Origin of the sequence: Paraburkholderia fungorum (assembly GCF_900099835.1) — a bacterium.
Lineage (GTDB): Bacteria > Pseudomonadota > Gammaproteobacteria > Burkholderiales > Burkholderiaceae > Paraburkholderia > Paraburkholderia fungorum_A.
On record NZ_FNKP01000001.1, the window covers coordinates 1,778,755 to 1,805,050 of the forward strand.

At 62.1% G+C, this 26,296-nt stretch carries 18 protein-coding genes and 2 tRNA genes; 9 read left to right on the forward strand and 11 right to left on the reverse strand.

Features of this window, described 5'->3' with window-relative positions; genetic code table 11:
• Window positions 1-75: 75 nt before the first annotated feature.
• Together BLS41_RS07805 and BLS41_RS07810 are read left to right on the forward strand one after the other, a co-directional pair.
• Window positions 76-1,662 carry an FAD-binding oxidoreductase gene (locus tag BLS41_RS07805; protein WP_074763779.1) on the forward strand — a complete coding sequence of 529 codons (1,587 nt, stop codon included), beginning with the start codon at window positions 76-78 and terminating at the stop codon, window positions 1,660-1,662.
• Window positions 1,663-1,676: 14 nt separating this feature from the next.
• Window positions 1,677-2,090 (forward strand): hypothetical protein, encoded by a 414-nt coding sequence (locus BLS41_RS07810; RefSeq protein WP_074763780.1) that lies wholly within the window; start codon window positions 1,677-1,679, stop codon window positions 2,088-2,090.
• On the opposite strand, the gene BLS41_RS07815 is transcribed toward BLS41_RS07810, so the two are convergent.
• The 8 genes from BLS41_RS07815 to BLS41_RS07850 all read right to left on the reverse strand — a co-directional run bounded on the left by BLS41_RS07815 (window position 2,087) and on the right by BLS41_RS07850 (window position 14,693).
• Window positions 2,087-3,028, reverse strand: a complete 942-nt coding sequence (locus tag BLS41_RS07815) for a DUF1571 domain-containing protein (RefSeq protein WP_074766365.1) — start codon at window positions 3,026-3,028, stop codon at window positions 2,087-2,089. The two genes, BLS41_RS07810 and BLS41_RS07815, sit on opposite strands and share 4 nt — an antisense overlap.
• A gap of 176 nt (window positions 3,029-3,204) precedes the next feature.
• Entirely contained in the window at window positions 3,205-5,010 is a 1,806-nt protein-coding gene (locus BLS41_RS07820; RefSeq protein ID WP_074763781.1) for an AMP-binding protein, read from the reverse strand.
• 168 nt (window positions 5,011-5,178) lie between these two features.
• On the reverse strand, window positions 5,179-6,480 hold the full coding sequence (locus tag BLS41_RS07825; RefSeq protein ID WP_074763782.1) for an acetyl-CoA C-acetyltransferase: 1,302 nt from the start codon (window positions 6,478-6,480) through the stop codon (window positions 5,179-5,181).
• A 182-nt stretch (window positions 6,481-6,662) separates the two neighbouring features.
• Entirely contained in the window at window positions 6,663-7,604 is a 942-nt protein-coding gene (locus BLS41_RS07830; protein ID WP_074763783.1) for a MaoC/PaaZ C-terminal domain-containing protein, read from the reverse strand.
• A gap of 2 nt (window positions 7,605-7,606) precedes the next feature.
• A complete protein-coding gene (locus BLS41_RS07835) occupies window positions 7,607-9,016 on the reverse strand; it encodes a 3-oxoacyl-ACP reductase (RefSeq protein ID WP_074763784.1) in 1,410 nt (469 codons plus the stop codon).
• A 165-nt stretch (window positions 9,017-9,181) separates the two neighbouring features.
• On the reverse strand, window positions 9,182-11,680 hold the full coding sequence (locus BLS41_RS07840) for an acyl-CoA dehydrogenase (RefSeq protein ID WP_074763785.1): 2,499 nt from the start codon (window positions 11,678-11,680) through the stop codon (window positions 9,182-9,184).
• A gap of 546 nt (window positions 11,681-12,226) precedes the next feature.
• Window positions 12,227-13,099 carry a TetR/AcrR family transcriptional regulator gene (locus BLS41_RS07845; RefSeq protein ID WP_074763786.1) on the reverse strand — a complete coding sequence of 291 codons (873 nt, stop codon included), beginning with the start codon at window positions 13,097-13,099 and terminating at the stop codon, window positions 12,227-12,229.
• 373 nt (window positions 13,100-13,472) lie between these two features.
• Window positions 13,473-14,693, reverse strand: coding sequence for an MFS transporter (locus tag BLS41_RS07850; protein ID WP_074763787.1), 1,221 nt, complete (start codon window positions 14,691-14,693; stop codon window positions 13,473-13,475).
• A 422-nt stretch (window positions 14,694-15,115) separates the two neighbouring features.
• On the opposite strand from BLS41_RS07850, the gene BLS41_RS07855 reads away from it, so the two are divergent.
• Window positions 15,116-15,502, forward strand: coding sequence for an MAPEG family protein (locus BLS41_RS07855; RefSeq protein WP_074763788.1), 387 nt, complete (start codon window positions 15,116-15,118; stop codon window positions 15,500-15,502).
• A gap of 236 nt (window positions 15,503-15,738) precedes the next feature.
• Entirely contained in the window at window positions 15,739-17,070 is a 1,332-nt protein-coding gene (locus BLS41_RS07860) for a chloride channel protein (protein ID WP_074763789.1), read from the forward strand.
• A 260-nt stretch (window positions 17,071-17,330) separates the two neighbouring features.
• On the opposite strand, the gene BLS41_RS07865 is transcribed toward BLS41_RS07860, so the two are convergent.
• Window positions 17,331-17,417: transfer RNA gene (locus BLS41_RS07865), tRNA-Leu, on the reverse strand.
• A gap of 230 nt (window positions 17,418-17,647) precedes the next feature.
• Window positions 17,648-17,734, reverse strand: a tRNA-Leu gene (locus BLS41_RS07870).
• A gap of 317 nt (window positions 17,735-18,051) precedes the next feature.
• On the opposite strand from BLS41_RS07870, the gene rnr reads away from it, so the two are divergent.
• From rnr to BLS41_RS07900, 5 genes are all read left to right on the forward strand, one after another.
• Window positions 18,052-20,571: a ribonuclease R gene (rnr, locus tag BLS41_RS07875; RefSeq protein ID WP_074763790.1), complete on the forward strand. Its 2,520-nt coding sequence runs from the start codon at window positions 18,052-18,054 to the stop codon at window positions 20,569-20,571.
• Window positions 20,572-20,789: 218 nt separating this feature from the next.
• Window positions 20,790-21,533, forward strand: coding sequence for a 23S rRNA (guanosine(2251)-2'-O)-methyltransferase RlmB (gene rlmB / locus BLS41_RS07880; RefSeq protein WP_074763791.1), 744 nt, complete (start codon window positions 20,790-20,792; stop codon window positions 21,531-21,533).
• Between the two features lie 64 nt (window positions 21,534-21,597).
• Window positions 21,598-22,293, forward strand: a complete 696-nt coding sequence (gene rpiA, locus BLS41_RS07885) for a ribose-5-phosphate isomerase RpiA (RefSeq protein WP_074763792.1) — start codon at window positions 21,598-21,600, stop codon at window positions 22,291-22,293.
• Between the two features lie 543 nt (window positions 22,294-22,836).
• Window positions 22,837-24,054, forward strand: coding sequence for a glycosyltransferase family 4 protein (locus BLS41_RS07890; protein ID WP_074763793.1), 1,218 nt, complete (start codon window positions 22,837-22,839; stop codon window positions 24,052-24,054).
• A gap of 525 nt (window positions 24,055-24,579) precedes the next feature.
• Window positions 24,580-25,002, forward strand: a complete 423-nt coding sequence (locus tag BLS41_RS07900; RefSeq protein ID WP_074763794.1) for a helix-turn-helix domain-containing protein — start codon at window positions 24,580-24,582, stop codon at window positions 25,000-25,002.
• Window positions 25,003-25,254: 252 nt separating this feature from the next.
• On the opposite strand, the gene BLS41_RS07905 is transcribed toward BLS41_RS07900, so the two are convergent.
• Window positions 25,255-26,295 carry a glycosyltransferase family 2 protein gene (locus BLS41_RS07905; RefSeq protein WP_083379942.1) on the reverse strand — a complete coding sequence of 347 codons (1,041 nt, stop codon included), beginning with the start codon at window positions 26,293-26,295 and terminating at the stop codon, window positions 25,255-25,257.
• Window position 26,296: the final 1 nt, after the last annotated feature.

Genomic DNA, 26,296 nt, shown 5'->3' on the forward strand with positions numbered 1-26,296 from the left:
CACAAGCGCGCAGCGACGCCTGCCCGCAGAACCCATCGCCACCTCTTGCGCCCATCGACCGCAAAGGAAACCTCCTTGCCCACACTCCTGCCGCCGACACTATCCGCTGCCCAGTTCGATCAGGCGCTCGCCAGCTGGCGGCAGGTCATTGGCGAGGCGCACGTCGTCACATCCGCTGCCGGTCTTGCCACTTATCTCGATCCATTCGCGCCCGGCGAGCGCGCGGCGTTTTCCGCCAGCGCCGCGCTGCTGCCCGCATCGGTCGATGAGATTCGCGCGGTGCTGCGCATCGCCAATCAATATCGCATTCCGCTCTGGACGGTCTCCACCGGACGCAATTTCGCGTACGGCGGCGCGGCGCCGCGTCTGTCCGGATCGGTCGTGCTCGATCTGCAGCGGATGAACCGCATCATCGAGGTCAACGAAACGCTCGCGTACGCGCTCGTCGAACCCGGCGTGAGCTACTTCGATCTGTACGCGCATCTGCGCGACAAGGGTTATCGGCTATGGGTCGATCCGCCCGCGGCCGGCTGGGGCAGCGTGGTCGGCAACACGCTAGAACGGGGCTTCGGCTACACCGCTTACGGCGATCACGCGGCGAAGCAATGCGGGATGGAAGTGGTGCTCGCCAACGGCGACGTGGTGCGCACAGGCATGGGCGGGATCGAAACCGGCACGGCGTGGCAGCTTTTTCAGCCTGGCTACGGCCCGTCGTTCGACGCCATGTTCATGCAGTCGAACTACGGCATCGTCACCAAACTCGGCGTCTGGCTGATGCCTGCACCGCCTGCGTATCTGCTCGGCGAAATCCAGTTTCGCCACGAGGCCGACCTCGAAACCATCGTCGATATCCTGCGGCCGTTGCGGCTCGACGAGACGATCCGCAACCATGTGGTGATCGAAGGCGGCTTGCGCCGGGCGGCGGGGTTGTCGTCGCGCAGGCAGTGGTACGAGGGCGCTGGCGCGATGCCCGAAAGCGCGGTGGCCGCGATGCTCGACAAGCTGGACGTAGGCCGCTGGAATCTGCATTTCGCGCTCTACGGCACCCCCGAACTGATCGACGCGCGTTACGCGATCGTGCAGCGCGCGTTCGCGCGTGTGCCCGGCGCGAGGCTGTCCGCCGCGCGCTATTCGGGCGCGGCGGATGACAGGCAGCCCACCGGCGGCGGCGACCGCAACCTCGCCGGCATTCCGTCGATGAGCGCCTTCCGCATGCTCGACTGGCGCGGCGGCGCGGGCGCGCACGTGGACTTCGCGCCGCTCTGTCCGGCGACTGGCCGCGACGCGTTGCGTCAGTACACGATGGTCAAGTCACGAGCCGCCGAATATGGCTTCGATTACTACGGCGGCTTTACGGCCGGCGAGCGTCATCTGCATCACATTTTTGCGGCGATTTTCGATCGCGGCGACGCGGACCAGGTCGAGCAGGCCGGTGCGCTATTGCGCTCGCTGATGAGCGATGCGCGCGCGGCGGGCTATGGCGAATATCGCTCGCATCTCGCGTATATGGATTTCGCGGCGGCCCAGTACAGCTTCAACGATGGTGCGTTGCTGCGGCTATCGGAAACGATCAAGGATGCACTGGACCCCAACGGTATTCTCGCGCCGGGCAAGCAGGGGATCTGGCCCGCTGCATGGCGCGACCGGCGGGGTTATACGTGACGTGGAATCGTTCGATGAACCGACGCACTTTCATGCTGACCGGCGCATGGCTATCGACCATCGCGGCCGGCGCGTGGCCTTCTCTTGCCGAGGCGGCGTCGCGCAGCAACACGCTGGCGATCGTCGATCGCTCGTTGACCTGCGGCCCGGCGTTCGCCAGCTATGCCGCGGATCTGAAATTGCCAGTCTTCGAAACCGGTGACGATATCGGCGCACTCTGGTACGCGACACTCGCAGCGCGGATGACGCCGACGTCTTCGCTAATCGGTGTCATCCGCGCATCCGACTACTTCGTTCTTCGCGAACTGGTCACCCGTGCGGGATGGCGAGCCGATGACCTTGTCACGCAGAACGTCCCCTCAGCTGAAGAGCACGTTCACACCGCTTTCACTTTCACGCCACGCGCGCTCCACCGCCACGAAGCCTAAAACTTATAAGCCTTGTTCTTCGGATCGAAAGTCGAATCGTCGAAAGTTTTCGGCGTGATGTTTTCGAACACGATTTTCTCGAACAGCTTGCCGTCGTTGTCGTAAGACTCGACCGTGCGAAAGTACGGATGCCGCAGATCGAGCCCCAGCGTTTCCTTCTTCGCGTAGAACTGCGGCTGACCGGTCGGCGTTTCGAAAGTGAAGGCCACCACGCGCACGCCGTCGACGGTTTTGACTTCCACCTGGGTCGAGCGCGGCAAGCCGGCCTCTGCGTATTTCTTGCCTTCGCTGAGGTACTGGTTCGCAATGTACTCGGTGCCGAGATCGCGCACTTGGTGATTCGATTGCGAGTGGGCGAGGGTGCCGGTCAGCGAAGTCCACAGCGGCATGACGTTCATGATGCCGCCGAGGTGACCGTACATTTCGTCGCTTCGTTTGGACTCGTCGTAAATGATTTCCTGACCCGCGTGCGCACCGTCAGGCAGCCAGTTCGCGTAGATGCGCAAGGGGTCGTGCGCAATGCGCACCAGCATGTGATCGGGTGTGCCGGGCCATTGCCCGTGAATGCGCTCCGAGCGCGACATCGTGAATTCATACGACGGGTAACCGTTCGGCCCTTCCTTGATATAACGCGGCAACGCGAGCGGATCGAGCGACTGGAATAGCGCGACCAGTTGATCGTCGCCGAGCTTTTCCATCGCGCCGCTTTGTTGCGCGGCGCGCAGCCATTTGACCTGCTGATCGAGCGTGAGCTTGCCGACCTGCGAAGGCGGCGTGGCCGGCGGCTTGACGGCCACGGCGGTGTCGAGCGGAGGCGGGGTGTCGTCGTTCTGCGCGAACGCCGAGGGGGAGGCGATTGCCGCGGCGCCGGCAATCAATGCGGCAATCAGCGTCGCGCGCGGGAAGCAGCTACGCGACGCATTTTGTTGCGCGCCCATAGTCGACGCGAAACAGCGCGCAATATTCGGCGCACCACGCGAATCTACCGCACACGCACCCGATACCACGCCACGGCCCGAGCGCATGAAGGCCAACCAGCGGCATGAGCGTGCAGACAGGCGGTGCTTCATGAATCTCTCCGTAAGGTCGAGGGCGACGCAAAGCGTCCTGCCTGTCAGGCAGACTTTTGCTTCGCGAGTTCCTCGTCGCGCAACGCACGGCGCAGAATCTTGCCGACGTTGGTCTGCGGCAGCTCGTCGCGAAACTCGACCAGCTTCGGCACCTTGTAGCCAGTCAGATTCTTGCGGCAATGGGCGATGACCTGCTCGGCGGTCAGCGACGCATTGCGTCGAACGATAAAGACCTTCACACGCTCGCCTTGCGCTGCATCGGGCACGCCGATTGCGGCCACTTCGCGCACGTCCGGATGCGCGGCGATCACGTCTTCGACCTCGTTTGGATAGACGTTGAAACCGGATACGAGAATCATGTCCTTCTTCCGGTCGATCAGGCGGATAAAGCCTCGCGAATCCATGACGCCGATATCGCCGGTAGCGAGCCAGCCGTCGTCGCCGATCACTTTTGCGGTTTCTTCCGGACGATTCCAGTAGCCTTTCATCACCTGCGGTCCCTTCACGCACAACTCACCCGCTTCGCCGATGTTCGCCCAACTGCCATCGTCTTTTCTGAAACGCACATGGGTGGACGGCGCGGGCAAGCCAATCGAGCCTTCGAAGTCGCGCATATTGCTGAGGTCGACGGGATTCATCGAGACGATCGGCGAGCATTCAGTCAGCCCGTAGCCTTCGATGATCGGCTTGCCCGTCACCGCCTTGAAGCGGTCGGCGACCGCTTTCTGCGTCGCCATGCCGCCCGCCATCGCGAGCTTCAGGTTCGAGAAGTCGCGCTTGCAGAATTCCTCGTTGTCGAGAAACGCGTTATAGAGCGTGTTGACGGCCGTCATGCCGGTGAATTTTTCGTGGCGGATGATCATCATCACGCGCTTCACGTCGCGCGGATTCGCAATCAGGATGTTGCGCCCGCCGAGTCCCATGAAGATCAGCGCGTTCACCGTCAGCGAATAGATGTGATAGAGCGGCAGCGGCGTGAGCACGGTTTCGATGTCGCCGTTCAGTTGCCCCTCGGCCCACGCCTTCGCCTGCAATAAATTGGCGATGATGTTCTTGTGCGTGAGCATCGCGCCTTTCGCGACGCCGGTGGTGCCGCCGGTGTATTGCAGGAACGCGATGTCGTCGTGACCACTGCGTACGGCGCTCACCGGCCGCGAATAGCCGATGGAAAGCGCTTCAAGCAACGGCACCGCTTGCGGCAGCTTGTAAGCGGGCACCATCTTCTTCACATGACGCAACACGAAATTCAGTAGACGTCCCTTCAGGTTCAGACCGTCGGCGAGCAGGTCGCCGAGACCCGTCACGATCACGTTTTTGATTTTGGTGCCGGGCAGCGCGTCTTCGACGGTCTTCGCGAAGTTCTCGAACACGATGATGGTTTGCGCGCCGCTGTCTTTCAGTTGATGCGCGAGTTCGCGCACCGTGTACAGCGGATTCACGTTGACCACCACCGCGCCGGCTTTCAGCACGCCGAACAGCGACACCGGATATTGAAACGTATTCGGCAGCATGATCGCGACGCGCTCGCCCGGCTTCACACCGATGCTTTGCAGATACGCCGCGAACGCCGCCGCCTTGCGCCCGAGTTCGCCATACGTCAGATTCGCGCCGACGCTCACATACGCGACCCGTTCGCGAAACTGCGCGACGCATTCGTCGAAAAACTGCGGAATCGATTCGTATTGCGTGACGTCGATATCGTGCGGGACGTCATGCGGATACGACGCGTACCAGATGCTGTCGGTGTTCGGGGCGCGCGCTGGCTTTTGCGCGGGAGCCTGGACGTCGGCTGCCGGGTTGAACGTAGACGGTGCTGCAGGTGAGAGCGGGGCTTGGGTGGGCTGGGTCATCGGTCGTCTCCTGAAGTCAGGACTTCATCTGTTTGTGTGCTGGTCTCGCGGCCAGTCATCGGCGCCATGCAGCGCGTGCGTGGCGGTAGCGTGTGGAACGGAACTGCGGCACAACTGAAGCGGAATGGTCGGCGAGCATTTGGGGCGCTCCCGACGTAGCCACGCAGCTCACCGTTCGAGAATCGCGACCACGCCCTGGCCGCCTGCCGCGCAGATCGAGATCAGGCCTCGTGCGGTGCCCGCTGGTTTGTCGAGTTGCGCGAGCATTTTCGCGAGTCCCGCGACAATGCGCCCGCCGGTTGCGGCAAACGGATGGCCGGTAGCAAGCGAACTCCCGTTCACATTCAGCTTCGTCCTGTCGATCTCGCCGAGCGGGCCGGGCAGGCCGAGTTGTGTGCGGCAATACTCGTCATCCTGCCACGCGGCGAGCGTGCACAACACCTGCGCCGCGAAGGCTTCGTGAATTTCGTACAGATCGAAATCCTGCAACGTGAGACCCGCTCGCGCCAACATGCGTGGCACGGCATAAGCGGGCGCCATCAGCAGACCTTCTTTCCTGTCGAAGAAATCGACGGCGGCGGTTTCCGACCAGCTCAGGTAAGCCAGCACCGGTAGACCATGCTGTGCGGCCCATGCTTCGCTCGCGAGCAGTACGGCGGATGCGCCGTCGGTGAGCGGCGTCGAGTTGCCCGCCGTTAGCGTACCGGCGTCGCGATCGAATACCGGCTTCAGATTCGCGAGCTTTTCCAGCGTCAGATCCGAGCGCAGATTGTTGTCGCGCGAGAGGCCGCGATACGGTGTCATCAGATCGTTGACGAAGCCGCGCGCATACGCGTCCGTGAGCTTGCGATGACTGTCATACGCGAGCACGTCCTGAGCCTCGCGCGAAATGTTCCAGCGCTTGGCCATCAGTTCGCAATGTTCGCCCATCGACAGCCCGGTACGCGGCTCACCGTTGCGCGGCAGCAGCGGCTTGAAAAACATCCCGGGCCGCAGCTTGGTCAACGCGCCGACGCGCTGCCCCGTGCTCTTGCCGCGATTCGCTTCGAGCAGAATCTTGCGCATCCGTTCGTTGACGCCGATCGGTGCATCGGACGTCGTATCGACGCCGCCCGCAATGCCCGCTTCGATCTGTCCCAGTGCGATCTTGTTGGCGACCAGAATCGCGGCTTCGAGTCCGGTGCCGCAGGCCTGCTGTACGTCGTACGCGGGCGTTTCTTTCGCGAGGGTCGTGGAGAGCACCGATTCGCGCGTCAGATTGAAGTCGCGCGAATGTTTGATGACCGCGCCCGCCGCGACTTCGCCGAGACGCTCGCCGTGCAGGTTGTATCGATCGATCAGACCTTGCAGCGTGAAGGTCAGCATGTCCTGATTCGACGCGGTGGCGTAGGCGGTATTCGAGCGGGCAAACGGAATCCGGTTGCCCCCGATAACGGCGACGCGGCGCACAGCGGGTTGCGGATTGGACATGCTCGGCTCCTTCGGGTCGTTCCCCGGTTATTGGAATTGGAATGGGATGATGCGAAAAGTGACGACAGTGCGCGTGATCTCAAAACGGCTCGTGGGTCCATGAGGCAACAACGATTGCTGCGCCACATTCATTCCAACGGACTTCAATGGGTTGCCCGTTGCAATAAAAATGCCCGCAAGTTTCATTGCAGCCTCCATTGAAAACGGCCGCGTAAATGCGGCTTTTCTCCGGCCTTGTCGCGCACCTCGATATCGCGTTCGATCAGCGAAGGCGACGCGCTCCACAGCGTCGCCTCGCCCGGCAGCAGCATCGGCAATTTGAATTCGGCGCTCAGCGTGGCTTCGGCGAGCGGCTTCGGCGGCTGCAATGCGGAGGCGGCGCGCGCTAGCGTCCACATGCCGTGTGCAATCGCGCGCGGAAAGCCGAATGCTTTCGCGGACAACGCGGCGAGGTGAATCGGGTTGTAGTCGCCCGACACACTCGCGTAATCGCGGCCCAACTGCGGCGCGAGTTGCCAGCGCGAAATGCGTTGTAGCGCCAGCGGCCCGAGTTGGAGCGGTTCGAGCGGAGTGCCGCCCAGCGGAGTGCCGCCCGCCTGCACATTGCGCTTCAGATAGACGCTGTCGCCGTCCCACACGGCCTCGCCGCGTCGATACATGCGCGTGTGCAGCACGAACGCCTGACCCTTGTCGTGGCGCAGCAGCGCACCGAATTCGACTTCGACACGCAGCGTGTCCTTGTACGACAGCGGCCGGCGCAGCCGCACATGATTGGCGAGATGCACGAGCCCAAGCGCGGGCCACGGAAACGCCGGGTCGGTCAGCATCAGCAGATGCAGCGGAAAGGCCAGCAAATGAGGATAAGTGAGCGGCACGCCATGCTCGGGGATAAACCCGCAAACGCGCGCGTAACGCCACGCGGGGCCGGGGTCGATGGCGACCGCCGGGCGCACCAGACGCAGCGCAGGCAACTGGATTTCGCGCCCGCGTTTGACGATGCCCGACAACGCGCGCGCATAGAGCCTGGACGGCGTGGGCAAGGTTTCGATGACGACGGTTTTAGGCCGCACTGCGTCGGGTCGCGTCAAACCCGACGCGTGACGATTGCCGAACGGATCACCCATGCTTACGCTCCAATCAGGCTTTGCCCGCACACGCGTACGACCTGGCCGCTCACGCCCGCCGATCCCGGATGCGCGAGCCACGCGATGGTCTGCGCGACGTCGACCGGCTGGCCGCCCTGGCTCATCGAATTCATCCGGCGGCCGGCTTCGCGAATGGTCAGCGGGATTTTCGCGGTCATCTGCGTTTCGATGAAACCGGGCGCCACGGCGTTGATCGTGATGCCGCGCGCGCGCAGATGCGGCGCCATGCTCTGCACCCGGCCGATCACGCCGGCTTTCGACGTCGCGTAATTGGTCTGGCCGAGATTGCCCGCAATCCCGCTGATCGACGACACGCCGACAATGCGTCCGCCGTCGCGGAGAATGCCGGCGGCGAGCAGTGCGTCGTCGATCCGTTCCTGCGCGCTCAGGTTGATGTCGATCACGTTTTGCCAGGCCGCTGCGGTCATCTTCGCGAGGGTTTTGTCCTTCGTGATGCCCGCGTTGTGTACGACGATATCGACACCCTGTTCGTCGAGCGCGGCGGCGATTTGCGCGGGCGCTTCGGGCGCGGCGATATCGAAGGCGAGGGCGGTGCCGTTCAGTTGACGCATCGTCGCGTCGAGCGCGTCGCGTGCCGACGGAATGTCGATGCCGATCACATGCGCGCCTTCGGCCGCGAGCACGCCCGCAATCGATGCGCCGATGCCGCGCGCCGCGCCGGTCACGACTGCGCGGCGTCCAGCGAGCGGTTGCTGCCAGTCGAAGCCGGACGGCAATTGAGCCGCGCCTGCTTCGATCCGCACGACCTGTCCCGACACATACGCGGAACGCGGCGACAAAAAGAATCGCAGCGTCGCTTCAACGCCGCTTTCCGCGCTTTCGCCGACATACACGAGATTCGCCGTGATACCGCGCCGCGCTTCCTTGCCGAGCGATCTCGTCAAACCTTCCAGCGCACGTTGCGCGGTCCACTGGCGCGGCGTCGCACAATTCTCCGGCGGTCGCCCGAGCACGACGATGCGCCCGCACTTGCCGAGCGAGCGCAGCGTGTCGTGGAAGAACGCGTGCAGCGGCTCCAGTTGGGTGCTGTCTTCGATCCCGCTCGCATCGAACAGCAGCGCGGCGAGTTTGCCAGACGAACCTCCCTCAGCCGGTTCGAAACGCCCGGTCATCAGGCCATGCCGATTGGCGAGCGGCACCCACAAGCCGGCGCTCCCGTGCGCGACGCTCGTCACGCCGATACTGGCGACCAGATTCGCCAATGCGTCGAGCAGACGAGGTTCGCGGCCCGCGCCGATGGCGACCAGACCGCCGAATTCGGGTTGGTCCGCGCGATATCGGTGCAGCACCTCGGGCTTCGGCAGACCGAGCGAGCGCGCGAGGCGCGCTCCGAACGGCGAGTTGACGAAGTTCAGATACGAGTCGTTCATAGAGTTGGCTGCTCCGCTGGTCACGCTCTTCGGGAAGTCCTTCGACGGACTTCGGACGTGTGTCAGTGTGCACTGAGTTGGGCGCCCCGGCGCGCCCGCTCAGGAGGTTTTTTTCGTGTGCGCTGCGTGTGATGTCCACGTACTCAGCAGTCACTGAGCGTGAATTCACGCGGCCAGTTCCAACGCCTTTTCGAGCGTCTCCTTGCGCTTCTGCAGGTTCGCGAGCATGTCGAAGTCGGCGGGGAAATCGTCGACCTTCACGACCTGCGCGCCGTAACGCGCGTAGTCGTCGAGCACGCGCCGCTCGTCCGCGTCGATCAGGCCTTTCTTCTGCGCCGAGTCGGTCCATGCGCCGAGTTGCGGCAGGCTCTGCGGCATCGGCTCGAGCAGCCCTTGCCGGACCGCATCGCGTAGCTTCTGATCGATCTGCGTGAAGCGCGGGTTCAGTTCGAACACCAGCTCGCCATAACCGAGCGCATCGACATCGGGATGCGGCACGTACGAATCCGACACCAGGCGATTGCGCGCCGCGCCCGGCGTTTGCATCAACTCGGCGATCTCTGTGCCGAGACGGTCCGACGGCTCGCGATGCGGCAGGCCGAACGGGAACGCGAGCGCCCGCACGAGACCGGCGGCGAAGCGGTTCGGATAGTTCGCGAGCACGCCGTCGAGCGCCTGTTGCGCCTTGTACAGCGAATCTTCGACGCCCCAGCGCACCAGCGGCAAATCTTCTTCCTGACGGCCTTCGTCCTCGAAACGCTTGAGCGTGGCCGAGATCAGGTACAACTGCGACAACACATCGCCCAGACGACCCGAGATGCGCTCACGCCGTTTCAGATCGCCGCCGAGCACGAACATCGACACGTCGGCGAGCAACGCGAATGCGGTCGAAATACGGGTTGCCGCGCGATAGTACTCGTGCAGCGGCGCATACGCCGCACCCGGCTTCGTGATGAAAGCGCCGCCCGTCAAGCCATAAACGAAACTGCGCGCAACATTCGAAAGCGTGAAACTGACGTGGCCGAAGAAGGCGTCGTCGAAGTCGCGCAGTGCCTTCGCGTGATCGGTCTCGCGCGTCGCAGCCATTTCCTTCAGCACATACGGATGACAGCGGATCGCGCCCTGGCCAAAGATGATCAGGCAGCGCGTCAGGATGTTCGCACCTTCGACGGTAATCGCGATCGGCACCTGCTGATACGCACGCGCGAGGAAGTTCGACGGCCCCATGCAGATGCCCTTGCCGGCGGCGATATCCATGCCGTCGTTGATGACCATGCGGGCGCGTTCGGTGATGTGATACTTCGCGATCGCCGAAATGACCGACGGTTTTTCGCCGAGATCCACCGCATGCGCGGACAGGCGGCGCGCGGCGTCCATCACATAGAGGTTGCCGCCCATCCGGCCGAGCGCTTCCTGCACGCCCTCGAACTTGCCGACGGCGGTGCGGAATTGCCGCCGGACCGCGGCATACGCGCCGGTGCCGCGCACGGCGATCTTCGCCATGCCCACATTCGACGACGGTAGCGAAATCGCGCGGCCTGCCGCGAGGCATTCCATCAGCATGCGCCAGCCGTTGCCGACCTGCGCGCGTCCGCCGATCACCCAGTCGAGCGGAATGAACACGTCCTTGCCCGAGTTCGGGCCGTTCTGGAACACCGCGTTCAGCGGCCAGTGACGGCGGCCGATGTTCACGCCGGGGTGGTCGGTCGGAATCAGCGCGCAGGTGATGCCGGGCTCGTCGCCGCCACCGAGCAGACGGTCGGGATCGAGCGCGCGGAAAGCGAGGCCAAGCACGGTCGCGATCGGGCCGAGCGTGATGTAGCGTTTGTCCCAGGTGACGCGAAAGCCGAGCGTCTCGCGGCCTTCAAACATGCCCTTGCAGACGATGCCGACGTCGGGAATCGCCGCCGCGTCGGATCCCGCGTAAGGGCTCGTCAACGCGAAGCAGGGGATTTCATCGCCGCGCGCGAGACGCGGCAGATAGTGGTTTTTCTGTTCCTCGGTGCCGTAGTGCATCAGCAGTTCGGCTGGGCCGAGCGAGTTCGGCACCATCACCGACACGGCCGCCGCCGAGCACCGCGTGGCGAGCTTCATGATGACCTGCGAATGCGCGTACGCGGAGAACTGCTTGCCGCCGTACTGCTTCGGAATGATCATGCCGAGAAAGCCGCTTTCCTTGATGTACTGCCAGGTTTGCGGCGACAGATCCTGCCAGACCATCGTGGTTTCCCAGTCGTTCGCGAGATCGCACAGACGCTCGCATTCGACATCGAGAAAGGACTGCTCTTCACGGGTGAGCGTGGCGGGGCCGTAGCCGAGCAGCTTGTCCCAATGCGGGCGTCCGGAGAACAGTTCGGCGTCCCACCAGACGGTGCCGGCTTCGATTGCATCGCGTTCGGTCGGCGACATCTCCGGCAGGATCTTGCGGAAGATGTCGAGCACCGGTTTCGTGAGCCAGGTGCGGCGCAACGGCTTCAATGCAAGCACGAGAGCAGGGAGGACGAACACGATCGCGAGCACAATGGTCAGCACCGGGCCGGCCGCTCCGCTGAGCTTCGCAGCCGCCACCCAGACGATCATGAAAGCCAGCCACCAGGACGCGCGCGCCTGAACATAGACGAGCGCAAAGGCGGCGATGACGAGCACTAGGATGAACCACGGCATGACGTTTCCTCCTGTTTCGATGGTGCGTGCGGACGCATCCACGGGGGCGCGGACGGCTCGCGTTCTGTCGATTATCTTTCTTCTTTTTTGCTGCTTCTGCTGTTGTTGCTGGCGGGTGAGGTGGTTGCCTGCTTCGCCATGCGCTTGCGAATCGGTATGGCGTCGTTGCCTGCGTCGTTTTTGCGTCGCTCCCGATTCGCGCTTGCTGCGGGTTTGATACGCGTTCCGTGTCGTGCTGATCGTTCGACAACGGAGCGGCGCTCAGGTGCGGAAGTTAGACGTGCCGCTCGGGACTGCGGGTTTCATGGTGTCCGGTTGCGTAACGTTGTTGCGTATGTTTGCGTGGTCGACACTTGATTGGCGGGTACTTGTTGCAGCTTCGATGCTTCGGTGTGCTGCCGGTGAAGCAGGGCGGTTTTATGCGCTGGCCTGCTTGCCGGCTGCGATGGGTTTGCAATGGACCGCCGCGTGTTCGAGTTTGACGCTGGACGGCCCGTCACGGCGCCGTCCGCGTCCGTATCGTGTTCGCAGCAACCCGTGTGGGCGTCAGGCCGAACCGTGATACGCATGCTGATACGAAGCCGCTTCGATCCTGCCGCCATGACGCTCGCCGCCGGACGAAACATCGGCCGCCGATTCCACCGATTCCTTCGTTTCCACCGGCTCGCCGCGCTCCTGTGTTTCCGACGACCTGTCTGCCGAGTCGCTGCCGCCCTCGGCTGCATCGCCCAGCACCGCCGCGAACGCCGCGAGTTGCGAGCTATCCGGCAACGGCGCCTTGAGAGCCGCGACCATCAACGACGCCAGACGCGCGATCAGTTGCAGGTCGTTCATCGACTTGCCCTGCGAAAACTCGGAGATCAGGCTATCGGTATCGGTGCCGGCCAGCACGCCTGACAGCGCGCCGATTGCAAAGTGCAGACGCCAGCCCAGTTCCTCGCGCGGCAGATGCGGCAACGCACGCTGGAACGCATCGAAAAAGCGCACGGCCACCGACGCGTAATGTCCATTCAAAAAGTCGCGGATGAACGACGACGGATCGGTATAAGCGCGCCCCAGCAGCCGCAAAAACGCTTTCCCTCCGACCCGCGGATCGCGCGACAGACGCAGCGCCGGAATGAACATCGCGCCGAGCACGTGCTCGCAGGTCAGGCGCTCGCCGAGCATTGCATCGAAGCGGTCGAGCAGCTTGAGCCGTTCCTGGTTGAGCTGGTCGAGACGACGCGACAGCATCGAATGAATCAGCGATTCCTTGCTGCCGAAGTGATAGTTGACCGCCGCCAGATTCACTTCGGCCCGCGAAGTAATCTGGCGCAACGACATTGCCTCATAACCGCATTCGATAAACAGCGTTTCGGCGGCGTCGAGGATGCGTGATTTTGTATCGCCGGCATGCCGGCCTGTTGTGCGAACTGCCATGTTGCGTCTCCCAGTTGCCGGGCGTCCGGCCCGCAAACAAGCGATTCAAATTGATATTTGAAACAGTTGTTTTTTTCAGGATAAGGAAAGAATGTGCTTACGATCAAGGGGTCGCAGTCGACTAACTCCTCTAGAAGACCTGACGCAGGTCGTCTTCCGTGATGCGCGATGCGTCAATTCGCGCGGAAAATAAAAAAGGCCGTTCCGATGGAAATCGGAACGGCCTCGTATTGCTTGTCTTGCTACCTGTTTGGCCCTGCTTCGTACTGTGGACGCGTGGCGTATGCGTGCTTGGCGTCGCAGCGGTTCTAGCCGCCTTTGCGCCTATTGTGCCTGATATCTCGCAAGCGCAATAGCTGTTTAGTTCGAACGCTTAAAGCTGTGCCGCCACCTCTTTGGCCGACTGCGTCATGTCGATGCCGCGACGCTCGCGGCTGAACGGAATCAGCACGGCAATCACTACCGCGACGATGCCGATCACGACCGCCATCACCAACGCGTAATTGTTGCCCATGCGTTCGGCCAGACCTGCCTGCAACGGTCCGTTCACCGATGCAATCAGATTGCCGAGTTGATACACGAGGCCGGGGAAGGTCGCGCGAATTTCATCGGGCGAGATTTCATTCAGGTGTACTGGAATAACGCCCCATGCACCTTGCACCGAGATCTGCATCAGGAACGCGCCGGCTGCGAGCAGCACCGGCGTGGTTGAGAACGCCCACAGCGGCAGCACCGGCAATGCGATCAGTGCGGCGATGAAGATCGCGCGCTTGCGGCCGATCTTTTCCGACAGCGAGCCGAAGAACAGTCCGCCGATAATCGCGCCGACGTTCAGCGTGATCGTGATCCACGACACGGTGTGTGCGTCGAACTGATGCTGAACGCGCAGGAAAGTCGGATACAGATCCTGCGAGCCGTGCGAGAAGAAGTTGAACGCGGTCATCAGAACGATCGCGTACAGCGACAGCTTGATGTTCTGTTTCAACGTGACGATCAAACCCGGGCGCTGCTTCTTTTCGAGTGTCCTGAAAGCCGGCGATTCCGGTACGTGTGCACGCACATACAGCACGAGCAGGGCAGGCAACACGCCGACAAAGAACATGCCGCGCCAGCCGATGTATTGATAGAACACCCCGAACACGATCGACGCCAGCAGATAGCCGCTCGGATAACCCGCCTGCAGCAGTCCCGACACGATGCCGCGCGATTTGGGCGGCACGGTTTCCATCGTCAATGCGCCGCCCACGCCCCATTCGCCGCCCATCGCAATGCCGAACAGCGCGCGCAGCACCAGCAGTGTCATCAGATTGGGCGAAAGGCCCGATAGCAATTCGAGTAACGAAAAGCACGCAATGTTGACCATCAGCGTGGGGCGGCGGCCGTATTTGTCGGCGAGCCAGCCGAAAATCAGTGCGCCGACCGGACGCATCATCAAGGTCAGCATAATCGCGAAAGCGACTGACGGGATTGTTGTATTGAATTCCGCCGCAATATCTTTCAATACGAATACCATCAGAAAGAAATCGAATGCGTCGAGGGTCCAGCCCAGATAGGCGGCGATCGTGACGTTTCTCTGTTCCCGTGTCCAGCTCATTGATTGTTCTCCTGAGTCCCCAACCACCCGTGTGTGTTTTCACGAGCATCTCTTTAGCCCCGTACGCCTTGTGGCATTGGCTTCGAGCGAGTGTACGCCGACCGTTAAACACCTGCATGGTTGAACGGGCGTTTATCCGTATTTATACCTGGAGCAAAATTCGTGCTGAATCCGTAATGCATGGATAATGTCGGTTAATTGTAATTATTGTATTAACCGTGTCTGTATTTATGTTTGTTTTTTGTAATGTACAAATTACATATTCGCGCGATGCCATGGCCGGCTTCTACTGATTTTTAATTCGCCTGACGGATTGCGCGAATAGAGGTTGCGCTCGTCGAATTAAGGTTGGCGGGCGCCAGAGCGCACGGGTATAAAAGCGGCTCGCGACAAATACGCCGCGCAACAAGGGAGACTAAATAATGACAATTCCGCATCTATGCCTGCTCATCGTTGCACTCTTGCCGTTTCCGTGGACCATGCTGGCGAAAGTGAGCAAGCGTTACGACAATCGCACGCCGCGCGCTTATCTGGCCGGTCTCGACGGATGGCGCGCGCGGGCGCATGCGGCACATCAGAACGCATGGGAGGCGCTGGCGATGTTCACGGCGGCGATTGTCGTAGCAGGGCAGGCGGGCGGTTCGCCGACATGGATCAATGTGCTGGCGATCACGTTTGTCGTCACGCGTGTGCTGCATGGCGTGTTGTATGTGATGAACCTGGCTTCGCTGCGCTCGCTGGTGTGGTTTGTCGGCGTGGCGTGTGTGGTGTCGATGTTCTTTGTGTCGGCGGGTTCGACGAGCGTGTGATTGAAACGCGGTGGGTTCGCTCTGCGCGTGAACCGTTGGCGTGCCCACCGAGGAAAATTGAGCGTGTTTCGCCGGCGGTAGGTTCTCCCGTCGGGCGAGCTTCTACGGATGTAAAAAGCTAGATCTGGCGCATATATGCGCTAATCGCATGAGTCGAACTGAAAAATCAATTTGATTCATGCTGCGTCGCGACATACCATGTTCGCTATCTCGTTATTTGCCTCCGCCGACGCAATATGTCAGTCAAATCAATCACTTCGTATCCGGTCCGCCGCGAGCACAGCCCGTTTCTGGTGGTCGCGCTGGTGACGCTGCTCACAGGTATTGGCGCCGGTTTCGGTGGTATGGGGCTCGCGTTGCTGCTGCACGGTATTCAGCATCTCGCTTACGGTTACAGCGCAACGCATCTGATTAGCGCTGAGAGTTTCCTGCAAGGCGTAAGCGGTGCGTCGCCCGAACGCCGCGTAGTCGTGCTGACGATTTGCGGACTCGTCGCGGGCCTCGGCTGGTGGGCGCTGTATCGCTACGGACGACCGCTCGTGAGTATTCGTCAGGCCGTCAAATCCGACGATCCGCAGATGCCGTTGCTGAGCACGACGATTCACGCGCTGCTGCAGATCGTCACCGTGGCGCTCGGTTCTCCGCTGGGCCGCGAAGTCGCGCCGCGTGAGATCGGCTCGGCGCTCGCCGGATGGCTGTCGAGACGCGCGGGGTTGTCGGTGGCGCAAAGCCGGATCATGGTGGCGTGCGGCGCCGGCGCGGGTCTCGCTGCGGTCTATAACGTGCCGCTCGGCGGCGCGGTGTTCGTGCTAGAAGTGTTGCTGGGCACGTTCGGTGTGCGTGCGTTGGTGCCGGCCATCGTGACCTCGGCGATCGCGGCACTGGTCGCGCAACTCGGACTCGGCGACGAGCATCAATACCTGGTGCCGGTGTTGGCAGTGAATGCGTCGTTGATCGTGTGGTCGCTCGTCTGCGGCCCAATTTTCGGCGTGGCCGCGTGGGGCTTTACCGAGCTGACGAAGCGTTCGCGCGCTGCCGCACCAAAGGACTGGCGCCTGCCCGTGTTGTCGGTGTTGAACTTTGCGATCATCGGCGTACTGGCGATGCATTTTCCGCAATTGCTCGGCAATGGCAAAGGTCCTGCGGGCCTCGCATTCGACGGCGGCTTGACGATCGGTCTTGCTGCGATGTTGCTGGTGCTGAAGGTGGTGATAACAGCCAGCAGTTTGCGAGCGGGCGCGGAGGGCGGCTTGCTGACGCCGGGTCTCGCAAACGGCGCTTTGCTCGCGATCGTACTTGGCGGCGCGTGGAGTCTGGTCTGGCCGGGTGCGTCGTCAGGCGGATTCGCGGTGATCGGCGCAACGGCATTTCTCGCCGCATCGATGCAGATGCCGATCACGGCGGTGGTGCTCATGTTTGAATTTACGCGCGTGGGCCAGGACTTTCTGATTCCTGTGCTGTTTGCGGTGGGCGGCTCGTTGCTCGCGTTTCAGGCTTGCGCGAAATGGGCGCCGAAGCTGCAATCGGCTTTGGGTTTCAACTGGAGTGGGGCGGACAAGGCGCGTTAAATTTGCTTGCGCTTGGTGGCGACATGGTGGCGACATTGCAATCGGCTCGATGTCGATGGCTTTAGCTTGATGCGATGTCGTCGCAGGAGAAGATATCGAGCGGGAGCGAAAGGCGCGACGCAATCGGAAGCGGAGCTGACTCGATATCAATCTGCTAACTGGCAAGTGAATCGAGCCAGCACAAAATCTGTCGATAGAAACAAAAAACCCCGCGAAGCACGAAGGCTCAACGGGGTGTTTCGTTTTTGCTTGAAGAGGCGTGGTGCCCAGGAGAGGACTCGAACCTCCACGGTGTTGCCACCGCTAGGACCTGAACCTAGTGCGTCTACCAATTCCGCCACCTGGGCACGTCTTCAAGCTAGACCGCTATTTTAGCGGGTTGATTCAGCTTGTCAATCCCTACTTCAGACAAACTTCGCTTTATCAACCGCTCGGTGAATTGTGCAACGAAGCGATGCTTCACTACTCAACTACCGTCCTGCTCACTACGCCAACCGATCACACTAAAAGCGTGAACCGGACAACGTAGGTTCTCACAAAAATTAGAGCCGCCCGGAGGCGGCTCTAATTTTGAATCTGGTGCCCAAGAGAGGACTCGAACCTCCACAGTGTTGCCACCGCTAGGACCTGAACCTAGTGCGTCTACCAATTTCGCCACCTGGGCAGGTGATGAACAGCAAAGACCGCCATTATAGCGACAGATTCGGACCTGTCAAGCGTTTCTCCAAACTTGCTTGAACATCCCGCCGACGAGGCCCAATGCCCCTCGCAGCGACTATTGACGGCCCGCTTGGCGCGCAAGACGGGTGTTAGAATGCCTCGCAGTAGTTCGTTGGCACGGTGCACATACGAGCGTCGACTCAGCCTTGAACGAGCCGGACCCGAGCAGTTTTTTTCTGTGCATTTGCAGGTGCATTTCAAGCGCAACTGAAGCACAACGCAAACGCTTCCCAAGCCGAGCCACATCGCCGACCGACGTCCATGCAACGAGAAAAAATCATCGACAAGCCCTTGAGCAAATTTCCTTATCCGATCCCAAGCCGCGAAGAAATCCTGGGCGTGCTGCGCACGAGTGAAGCGCCGCTTGCCGCGAACGACATCGCTGAAGCCTTGTCGATCAAGCGCCAGGAGCGCGAGGGATTTTTCAAGCGCCTCGGCGCCATGGAGCGCGACGGCCAGATCCGGCTCGATCAGCGCAATCTCTATCAACTCACGCATCCGTCGAACTTTGTCGCGGGCCGCGTGCAAGGTCATCGCGACGGCTACGGCTTCCTGATTCGCGACGACGGCCAGGACGATCTGTTCCTGCCCACCGGCGAGATGCAGAAGGTCATGCATAACGACCGCGTGCTCGCGCGCATCGTCGGCTATGACCGCCGTGGGCGTCCGGAAGGGCATATCGTCGAGGTCACGGATCGCGCGAACAAACGCGTGATCGGCCGTCTGCTCAACGAGAACGGCGCACTGATCGTCGCGCCCGAAGACAAGCGCATCGGCCACGACATCCTGATCGCGCAAAACACCAAGAAGGCCAAGGTCGGCCAGGTGGTGGTGGTCGAACTCACCGATTTCCCGAGCCGTCATTCGCAGCCGCTTGGCCGCGTGGTCGAAGTGCTCGGCGATATCGACGACCCCGGCATGGAAATCGAAATCGCGGTGCGCAAGTACGGCGTGCCGCACGAGTTCGGCCAGGCCGCGCTCGACGAAGCCGCGAAGCTGCCCGACGAAGTGCGTCCGGTCGACGCGCGTCATCGTATCGATCTGCGCGACGTGCCGCTTGTCACGATCGACGGCGAAGACGCACGCGACTTCGACGATGCAGTGTATTGCGAGCCGGTCCAGGTCGGTCGCGGCGAAGGCTTCCGCCTGATCGTCGCGATTGCCGACGTATCGCACTACGTGCATCCGAAGAGCGGACTCGACGCCGACGCGATCGAACGCAGCACGTCGGTGTATTTCCCGCGCCGCGTGATTCCGATGCTGCCGGAGAAGCTGTCGAACGGTCTGTGCTCGCTGAACCCGAACGTTGACCGTTGTGTGCTGGTGTGCGACATGATCGTCACCGCGCGTGGCGAAGTGAAGGCGTATCAGTTCTATCCCGGCGTGATGCATTCGGCCGCGCGTCTGACCTATACCGAAGTCGCCGCGGTGTTGAAGAACACCAAGGGACCGGAGGCCACGCGTCGCGCCGCATTGCTGCCGCAATTGCAGAATCTGTATGGCGTGTACAAGTCGCTGTTCGCAGCGCGTCAGAAGCGCGGCGCGATCGACTTCGACACGACCGAGACGTACATCGTCTGCAATGCGCAGGGCAAGATCGAGCAGATCGTGCCGCGCACCCGCAACGACGCGCACAAGCTGATCGAGGAGTGCATGCTGGCCGCGAACGTCTGCGCAGCCGACTTCCTCAAACGCAACAAGCATCCTGGCCTGTTCCGCGTGCACGCGGGGCCGACGGCGGAGAAGCTCGAAAATCTGCGTACGTTCCTGCGCGGCATGGGGCTGACGCTGCAAGGCGGCGACAAGCCGCACGCCAGCGACTACGCCGCGCTGATGGCGCAAATCCGCGAACGGCCCGACGCGCAGATGCTGCAAACCATGCTGCTGCGCTCGATGCAGCAGGCGGTTTACAGCCCGGACAACATCGGTCACTTCGGTCTCGCGTATGAAGCGTACGCGCACTTCACGAGCCCGATCCGCCGTTATCCCGATCTGCTCACGCACCGTGCGATCTACGCGATCCTGCAAGGCCGCAAGTATCAGCCCGAGCCGCCGCAAGGCGTCGAACTGAACACGGCGCTGTCGCCGCGTGCCCGCGCGATGCAGCAGTCCGACGAAGAAAAGCGCGGCCTTCAGCGCGCAAAGAACGTCGCGATCTGGGAAGAACTCGGCTTGCATTGCTCGGCCAACGAACGCCGCGCAGACGAAGCATCGCGTGACGTCGAGGCCTGGCTGAAGTGCTATTTCATGCGCGACAAGCTCGGCGAAGAGTACGGCGGCATGGTGAGCGGCGTCACGTCGTTCGGAATTTTCGTGCAGCTCGACTCGCTGTTTATCGAAGGCCTCGTGCACGTCACGGAACTCGGCTCGGACTACTTCCAGTACGACGAGATCAAGAACGAGTTGCGCGGCGAGCGTACGGGCATTCGTTATCGTCTGTCGGATCGGGTGCGGGTGCAGGTGAGCCGCGTCGATCTGGACGCACGCAAGATCGACTTCCGCCTCGTACGCGATACGCCGATCAAGCCGCCTGCGGCACGTGGCGCATTGGCCGACAAGGGCGCGAGTGACGGCGGCAGTGCGCGCGTGCGCTCGTTGCCTCCGGTAGACGGTGGCGCGGGTGGCGCGGGTGGTTCCGCTGCACCGGGCGCGCGTCGCAAGAAGGCGGCTCCGGCGCAATCGGTCGCGGTCAAGGAAGCACGCGTCGCGCGCGGTGCGGCGAAGAAGCATGGCGCCGTGGCCAAATCGGCAGCGAAACCGCAGGCACGCAAGAAGCGCTGAAGCGGCTTCATCGGTCGAACCGCGCGCATCGGGTACGTTCACGCGTACCGGTTGCGCGCGGTCTGCGTTTTATCGCAGGCATATTGCAGTCAAGGCAGTCTGGTACACGGCGCACGCAGGCAAGTGAGCTTGCAGACACAGCACTCCATTCACGTACTCAAGCTCGTATTCATCACAGCAACGCGCGTTGAGCGCGTTCAATCAAAGGTTGTTCAGTCATGTCACGTCTCAAGGTTTTATACGGTTTCCACGCAGTGACCGCACGTATGCGGCACGATGCATCGACGGTTGAAGAGGTTTATTACGACGCGACACGCAAGGACCGTCGTATGACCGAATTCCTGCATGCCGCGAAAGAAGCCGGCGTGCGTCTGATCGCCGCCGACGAAACGCGTCTGTGGGGCCTCTCGCATACCGAGCGTCACCAGGGCGTGGTGGCGCGTGCGGGCGACATGCCGCTCGCGCAGAATCTGGCCGAGTTGCTCGACGGCATCACCGGCTCGCCGCTGATCCTGGTGCTCGACGGCGTGACCGATCCGCACAATCTCGGCGCCTGCCTGCGCGTGGCCGATGCAGCCGGCGCGCACGCGGTCATCGCGCCGCGCGATCGCGCGGTGGGTCTGAATGCGACGGCGGCGAAGGTCGCGAGCGGCGCGGCGGATACCGTGCCGTACATCACCGTCACGAATCTGGCGCGCGCGCTGCGCGAGTTAAAGGACGCGGGGGTGTGGGTCGTCGGCACGGCCGGCGAGGCGTCCAAGAGCCTGTACGAGACGGAGCTGGACGGTCCGGTGGCGCTGGTGATGGGCGCGGAAGGCGAAGGCATGCGCCGTCTGACGCGCGATACCTGCGACGTGGTGATGCAGATTCCGATGGCGGGTACGGTCGAGAGCCTGAACGTGTCGGTGGCGTCCGGCGTGTGCCTGTTTGAAGCTGTTCGTCAGCGTTCGGTGAAGAAGTAATCCACCGGCACGCGCGCTCGACTCCGGTAAACTAGCCGTTTTTACTGCACGCCAAGCCTTTCCCATGACTCAAGACGAACTCAAGCAACTGGTCGGCCAGGCCGCCGCCGACTACGTGAACGCCAACGTGCCCGAAGGCGCGATCGTAGGCGTCGGCACCGGCTCCACCGCGAACTGTTTTATCGACGCGCTGGCCGCCAACAAGTCGCGCTATCGCGGCGCAGTGTCGAGCTCGCTCGCCACCACCGCGCGCCTGCAATCGCACGGCTTCAAGGTGCTCGATCTGAACGAAATCGACTCGCTGCCGGTGTACGTCGACGGCGCGGACGAAATCGACCACAGCGGCGCGATGATCAAGGGCGGCGGCGGTGCGCTGACGCGCGAGAAGATCGTCGCGTCGGTGTCGGACGTGTTCGTCTGTATCGCCGATGCGAGCAAGCTGGTCGACACGCTGGGCAACTTCCCGTTGCCGATCGAAGTGGTGCCGATGGCGCGTACCGCAATCGGTCGTCGCGTGACGGCGCTCGGTGGCGTACCGGTCGTTCGCGTGACGAAGGAAGGCGTGCCGTTCATTACCGATAACGGCAACGAAATCATCGACGTCAAGGGTCTGCGTATCAGCGACCCGCGCACGCTGGAAATGCATGTCAACGCATGGCCGGGCGTGGTGACGGTCGGGCTGTTCGCCGGCCGCGGCGCGAATCTGTGCCTGCTCGGCACGGATACCGGCGTCGAAACGATCGAGTACAGCAAGGGCTGAGCGGCTCGTTTTCAAGTTTTGCATGAGCCCGCGCACGCGGGTTCATGCAGGCAGCGGATGCACGGTTCGCATTAATCGACTGTGTTATCCGCTGCATACATTCATGCGGTGAAAAGTCTTTCCGCAGACGATCGTCACGCAATGTGACGAGCGCATTGTCCAATCGGGCCGTAATCGTCAGATTTACCGCGCCGCTTCCCGTCCAACTGCAATCGTCAAACCTGTGCTGTCAAACGCGCTGTCAAACGCGTCTTGCCACGTCGCACGGATTCTTTAACCCCGACTTGATCAATCGCCCGATCCCGACCGTTCGAACCCGCGAGTTCAAGTGCGCTCAAGCACAAGAAAAGTGCCTGAAACAGCGCATCTTGTAACGCGTCGTAATGAAGCGAAAGGCTTTGGCGCAGGAACCCCACGAAGGCCGATTATTCGCGCACTGTCGCTTGTCGAATGTGGGCACCCGCACGCACGGCAACTAATGCGGCACATACACTCGTTGCTATGCCAAGGCCCAAAGGCATTCTTCGACAGGCGGGAGAGTTCATGAAAGTGGCGATCGTGCACGACTGGCTCGTGGCGCCAGGAGGAGCAGAGAAAGTGCTCGAGCAGATTATCGAGTGCTTTCCCGACGCCGATCTTTTCAGTCTCGTCGATTTCCTCGAAGACCGCGCGATGCTGGGCGGCAGGGCGGTCACGACATCGTTTATCCAGCAGTTGCCGTTTGCACGAACTCGCCTCGGCGCGTATCTGCCGCTGATGCCGCGCGCGATCAGGCAGTTCGATCTGTCGGAGTACGACCTTGTTATCACGAGTTCTTCTGCGGTCGCGAAGGGTGTCGTGGTCGGCCAGAATCAGATTCATGTGAGTTACGTGCATTCGCCGCTGCGCTGCGCGTGGGATCTGCAACACCAGACTTTGCGTGAAAGGAATCTGACGCGTGGGCCGAAGTCGTGGGCGACGCGTGCATGGCTGCACCATATGCGCGGCTGGGATGCGCGATCCGCGAATAGCGTCGATCGGCTGATTACGAATTCGCATTTTATCGCCCGTCGCGTGATGAAGACGTACCGGCGCGATGCGGCGGTGATTCCGCCGCCCGTCGATTTACACAGGTTCGAAGTGCGCGCGCAGAAGGACGACTTTTATCTGACCGCGTCGCGGATGGTGTCTTACAAGCGTATCGATCTGATCGTGGATGCATTCAACGCGACGCCGCACCGCAAGCTGGTGGTGATCGGCGACGGCCCGCAGAGTGCGGCGCTCCGCGCGCGAGCGGGTCCGAATGTGACGGTGCTCGGTTATCAGCCGTTTGCGGTGCTCAAGGATTATTTGCAGCGCGCGCGAGCCTTCGTGTTCGCCGCCGAAGAAGACTTCGGCATCGTCCCGCTCGAAGCCCAGGCGTGCGGTACGCCGGTGATAGCGTTCGGCAAGGGCGGGGCGCTCGAAACGGTGGTGCCGGTTGGCGAGCCGCGTGCGACTGGCGTCTATTTCGCACGGCAAACCGTCGAGTCGATGCTCGGCGCGATCGAGCGCTTCGAACGGCTGCGCGAGCGCATTACGCCGACGGCCTGCCGGGCGAACGCCGAGCGGTTTTCGGCGGCGGTGTTCCGGCGCGCGTTCATGGCGGAAGTCACGCGCACGATCGCCGCGGCCGGCTGGCCTCAGCAGGTTGCCAGTGTGGAGACGGCTGAACGCGATCGGGCGACTGCGGACGTCGCGTGGCCACGCGAGGCATCGCCGAAGAGCGATTGGGGACGCTGAAGCTGATCGGCAAGCCGGGTTGGCGCGGTGTCGGCCGCCTCGTATCAGGAACGTCGCTTTGCGCGAATAAACGGGTTTTGTCTTACCGCAGTGGGTTGCGTAGTGGGTTGTAAAGCACGGTTGTAAAACAGCCGCCCGGACTCGCTGTCCGGCTGGCTATCGATGTCGATCCGCTTTGTCTGGTCTCTCAGGTAGTCATGCATTGTCGATGCGCGATTACACGCGGGCAAATACGCAGCGGGTTATTTCAAAGAAAGCGTTGCTGGACTTCATAAAGAGACATCCGGGTGCGTGCATTGCGCCATTGACGTCGTATTCACTGGCGCAGGCTTGCCTCGCGTATGGCTATAACGACCTGAAGCAGACGTTCGCTTGCGTGGATTCCTTACCGCCTGCACCGTGTTGGCGTAGGCGGCAACCGGTACCGGATAGTCGCGGCGATTACTACAACAGGCAGTCGTTATTCGTTCGTCACCTGGTGACGCATGCGGAGTACGACCTTTGGACGAGGAAGAATTTAAACTCATGAATGCCGATCGCCTTCCGGGAGACTTTCCCGACATCGCTCAAACCTGGGCCACGCTGCAAGCCGAGCTGCCGATCAAACCGATTCGTTCAGAAGAGGATTATCAGCAGATGGTGCGGGTCGCCAACTCGTTGTCCGATCATCTGAAAGGCAACGCAGAGGATCCGCTCGCCGATCTGTTCGCGATCGTGTCGGATCTGGTCGAAAGTTGGGAAATACAGCACGTGACGATTCCAAAGGGGGAGCCGCGCGAAGTGCTCCGGCACCTGCTGGAAACACACGGGCTCAAGCAGAAGGACCTGATAGGTATCGCATCGCCCACCGTGGTGAGCGACATCCTTGCAGGGCGGCGCGCCATCAGCAAGAAGGTGGCGAAGGCGCTGGCGCAGCGTTTTCATACCGACGTCAGCGCGTTTCTGTAGACAGCGCGCGGTGCGAGGTGTGAGATGTACCGGGCGTGCCTCGCGCTGTGCTGACCGTCATGGCTCACGCATTTCAACGACTCGTTCTATTCGTCCGACGCCGGCGGCTTGTGTTTCAGCTGCCGGCGCCGGCGTTTTTGTCCGTTCGCTGCATTCGTTGAAAGATCGCCGGGGCGATAAAAAAGGGCCGCGCTTTGGCTTGGCGCGGCCCTTGTTACCTAAGCTAAACGCGGTCGATGTCCGGTGCGGACCTTATGGTCGTCTCGATGGAAACGGTTCGCTACCCGCGCCGCGTGCGTCGCGCCATTGTCGACGCACGCGACCAGCCGTGCCGATGCGCGCTGCTTCCTGCTTCGCGGCACGCATCGCGTGCAAACTCAAATGCCATTTGCGCAGCGCAAGCGCGACGCCGCCGGGCGCGAAAACCTGCAGCAACGCGCGCAGCAACCCGGGCTCCGCACGTTCGCCGATCAACGCGCAATAGGCGGCAAAAGCTCGCCGTCCCGCAGGCGTCAGGTATTCGCACATGATGAGCCGCCGATTGAACGACGCGTGATAGAACGCCGTGTCGTCGAATGGCGAAGCGGGGTGTGAATCGTCGCGGCCGGGTCGGGTGCCGAAGTGGTCGACCAGCAGCGACGGGTCGTAGATCAAGGTCCAGCCGCGCCGCTGCACGTCGAGACTGAAGGCCATTTCGCAGTGAGCCTCGGCGCCGGTGCCGCGCAAGCGTCGGTCGAAACGCAGCGCGCCGATCGCTTCGCGCCGGAACGCCATGTTCACGCCGTCGAGCACTTGAACCGCGCGGGCTTCGCCGTCACTGGGATGATGATTGCCGGTCACGCGCCCATACCAGTTGACGAGACCGACCTGCGGCGGCTGTGCAGGCGCGCTACCGTTGCGTCGATGCGCGACGTCGCGGCCGCCGAGACCGCCCAGTTCCGGCACACATTCGAACGCGCGGGCGATTCGTGCAATCCAGTCCGGATGCGCGGCGTTGTCGTCATCGGTAAAGCAGAGCACGTCGCCGCTCGCGCTTTCGATGCCGAGGTTGTACGCGGCCACTACGCCCGGTTGGCGTACGAGCACGACGCAACGGCGCGGATCGGGGCGGTTGGCTTCGCGCGTGCGCAACCAGTCGAGCGTCGCGTAATCGTCATGGCGCGCGACCACGATCACTTCGTCCGCGCGGCGCTGCTGCGCGTCGAGCGCTGCGAGACATTGCGCGAGATCGACGGTGCGCCGCCACGTGGGCACGATCACGGAGACTCTCACGCCCGGCTCCCGTAGCGGCATG

Coding starts and splice junctions, on each gene's coding strand:
- BLS41_RS07830 (WP_074763783.1), bottom strand. CDS start 7,604: ATGGGTGATCCGTTCGGCAATCGTCACGCGTCGGGTTTGACGCGACCC.
- BLS41_RS07905 (WP_083379942.1), bottom strand. CDS start 26,295: ATGCCGCTACGGGAGCCGGGCGTGAGAGTCTCCGTGATCGTGCCCACG.
- BLS41_RS07820 (WP_074763781.1), bottom strand. CDS start 5,010: ATGACCCAGCCCACCCAAGCCCCGCTCTCACCTGCAGCACCGTCTACG.
- BLS41_RS07855 (WP_074763788.1), top strand. CDS start 15,116: ATGACAATTCCGCATCTATGCCTGCTCATCGTTGCACTCTTGCCGTTT.
- BLS41_RS07890 (WP_074763793.1), top strand. CDS start 22,837: ATGAAAGTGGCGATCGTGCACGACTGGCTCGTGGCGCCAGGAGGAGCA.
- rnr (WP_074763790.1), top strand. CDS start 18,052: ATGCAACGAGAAAAAATCATCGACAAGCCCTTGAGCAAATTTCCTTAT.
- rpiA (WP_074763792.1), top strand. CDS start 21,598: ATGACTCAAGACGAACTCAAGCAACTGGTCGGCCAGGCCGCCGCCGAC.
- BLS41_RS07835 (WP_074763784.1), bottom strand. CDS start 9,016: ATGAACGACTCGTATCTGAACTTCGTCAACTCGCCGTTCGGAGCGCGC.
- rlmB (WP_074763791.1), top strand. CDS start 20,790: ATGTCACGTCTCAAGGTTTTATACGGTTTCCACGCAGTGACCGCACGT.
- BLS41_RS07850 (WP_074763787.1), bottom strand. CDS start 14,693: ATGAGCTGGACACGGGAACAGAGAAACGTCACGATCGCCGCCTATCTG.
- BLS41_RS07810 (WP_074763780.1), top strand. CDS start 1,677: ATGAACCGACGCACTTTCATGCTGACCGGCGCATGGCTATCGACCATC.
- BLS41_RS07860 (WP_074763789.1), top strand. CDS start 15,739: ATGTCAGTCAAATCAATCACTTCGTATCCGGTCCGCCGCGAGCACAGC.
- BLS41_RS07825 (WP_074763782.1), bottom strand. CDS start 6,480: ATGTCCAATCCGCAACCCGCTGTGCGCCGCGTCGCCGTTATCGGGGGC.
- BLS41_RS07815 (WP_074766365.1), bottom strand. CDS start 3,028: ATGGGCGCGCAACAAAATGCGTCGCGTAGCTGCTTCCCGCGCGCGACG.
- BLS41_RS07900 (WP_074763794.1), top strand. CDS start 24,580: ATGAATGCCGATCGCCTTCCGGGAGACTTTCCCGACATCGCTCAAACC.
- BLS41_RS07845 (WP_074763786.1), bottom strand. CDS start 13,099: ATGGCAGTTCGCACAACAGGCCGGCATGCCGGCGATACAAAATCACGC.
- BLS41_RS07840 (WP_074763785.1), bottom strand. CDS start 11,680: ATGCCGTGGTTCATCCTAGTGCTCGTCATCGCCGCCTTTGCGCTCGTC.